This window comes from Bradyrhizobium sp. 31Argb (assembly GCF_043638955.1).
Classification (GTDB): domain Bacteria; phylum Pseudomonadota; class Alphaproteobacteria; order Rhizobiales; family Xanthobacteraceae; genus Bradyrhizobium.
Genome location: NZ_JBEGDB010000454.1, coordinates 1 through 1,839, shown reverse-complemented (window position 1 = coordinate 1,839; position 1,839 = coordinate 1). Strand labels below are relative to the sequence as shown.

2 protein-coding genes are annotated in these 1,839 nt (G+C 68.5%); both read left to right on the top strand.

The annotated features are described in order from the left end of the window. A partial coding sequence (locus tag AAFX91_RS39835; protein ID WP_394570145.1) for a MotA/TolQ/ExbB proton channel family protein occupies positions 1 to 1,428 on the top strand: 1,428 nt, incomplete at its 5' end. A gap of 6 nt (positions 1,429 to 1,434) precedes the next feature. Next, positions 1,435 to 1,839 carry an ExbD/TolR family protein gene (locus AAFX91_RS39830; RefSeq protein ID WP_394570144.1) on the top strand — a complete coding sequence of 135 codons (405 nt, stop codon included), beginning with the start codon at positions 1,435 to 1,437 and terminating at the stop codon, positions 1,837 to 1,839.

Below are 1,839 nucleotides of genomic sequence, written 5' to 3'. Positions count from 1 at the left end.
CTGACCGGCCAAAATCCGGTGACGCTGCCGGCCTCGCCGTCGCTGACGCAGGCGGCGGGCGCACCGTTCACCTGGTCGGCCTGGATCAGGCCGGCGGCCGCGCAGCCGAACGCGGCGCTCTACAGCCGCCGCGATGCTGCGGCCGGCAATGCGCTGGTGATCGGTCTCGACAATGGCGCGCCGTTCGTCGAGGTGACCAATGCCGGGGCCGCGCAGCGCAGCGGCGCCGGTGCGCCGGTCGCACCTGGCACCTGGCATCATCTGGCCGTGGTTGCCAGCAACGGCCAGGTCACGCTGACGCTCGACGGCAACGCTTACGCGTCGGTCGCCGCCTCGTTGCCGGCGCTGAACACGGTGGCCCTGATCGGAGGTGACACGTCTGCAACCTCCAGTGCAACTCCGGTCGCCCAGGCCGCCCCGTCCGCAGCCGCGCAGTCCCCTGCTGCGACGGCTGCGGACGGCACCGCGGCGCCGGCCGCGGACGATGCCGCCGCTGCGCCCGCGCCGGTTGCGGTCCCGGCGATGGCGGGCTTTGCCGGCGACGTCGACGAGCTGCAGATTGCGAAGATCGCGCGGTCGGCCGGCTTCATCAAATTCGCCGCGATCGGGCAGGGCCCCGACCAGGCCAAGCTGATCGCCTTCAGCGTCGATGAGGAAACCGGAAGCTGGCTGTCGGGCTACTTCGCGGTGATCCTGAAGTCGGTCACGCTCGACGGCTGGGTGGTGATCGGCCTTTTGGTGATCATGGCGGCCTTGAGCTGGGTGGTGATGGTCGACCGCACCGGCTACCTGAACCGCCAGGCCAAGGCCAATGCGGTGTTCATGAAGCACTTCCGCGCGGTCGCCGACGATCTCACCATGCTCGACCGCGGCGAGGATGCCGATGTCGCCACCCTCGGCGGCCGGCTGACGGCGGCCGATGCCAAGGCGATGAAGGCCTCCTCGCTCTACCGCATCTACCACATCGGGGCGCAGGAGATCCGCCACCGCTTCCGCGGCGGCGCCGCGCCGGTGCTGTCCGGCGCCTCGATCGCGGCGATCCGCGCCGCGCTCGACAGCGGCGTGGTCAAGGAGATCCAGCGATTGAACCGGCTGATGGTGGTCCTGACCATCGCGATCTCCGGCGGTCCGTTCCTCGGCCTGCTCGGCACCGTGGTCGGCGTCATGATCACCTTCGCGGCGATCGCGGCCTCCGGCGACGTCAACGTCAACGCGATCGCGCCCGGCATCGCGGCGGCGCTGGTGGCGACCGTGGCCGGCCTCGGCGTCGCGATCCCGGCGCTGTTCGGCTACAACTACCTGATCTCCAAGATCAAGGATCTGACAAGCGACATCCAGGTCTTCGTCGACGAGTTCGTGACCAAGATGGCGGAGTTCTACACCGCCGACCGGCCGGATCCGATCGACCACCGCATGGCCGCGGAGTAAACGGCGATGCAGCTCCAGAGCGACTCCAAGCCGTATGACGACATCAACATCACGCCGATGTTGGACCTCGCCTACGTGCTGCTGGTGATCTTCATCATCATGACGACGGCGACGGTGCAGGGCCAGAAGGTCAACCTGCCGAAGGCCTCGGCCGCGCCGTCGCTGGCGACCCAGACCACCAAGGCGATCACGGTCTCCAATGACGGCAAGATCTTCCTCGACACCATTCCGGTGACGCTGCCCGAGCTCGGGCAGCGGCTGGTGCAGCAGAAGGCGCTGACGCCGGAGTTTCCCGTGGTGCTGCGCGGCGACGCGCAGGCCCAGTACCAAAGCGTGATGGACGTGCTCGACCTGCTCGGCCGCATCGGCCTCAACCAGGTTGGACTCGCCACCAAACCGCTCGTGAAGTGA

Excerpts from the sequence above, each read along its gene's own strand:
- AAFX91_RS39830 (WP_394570144.1), top strand. The coding sequence starts at position 1,435 with ATGCAGCTCCAGAGCGACTCCAAGCCGTATGACGACATCAACATCACG.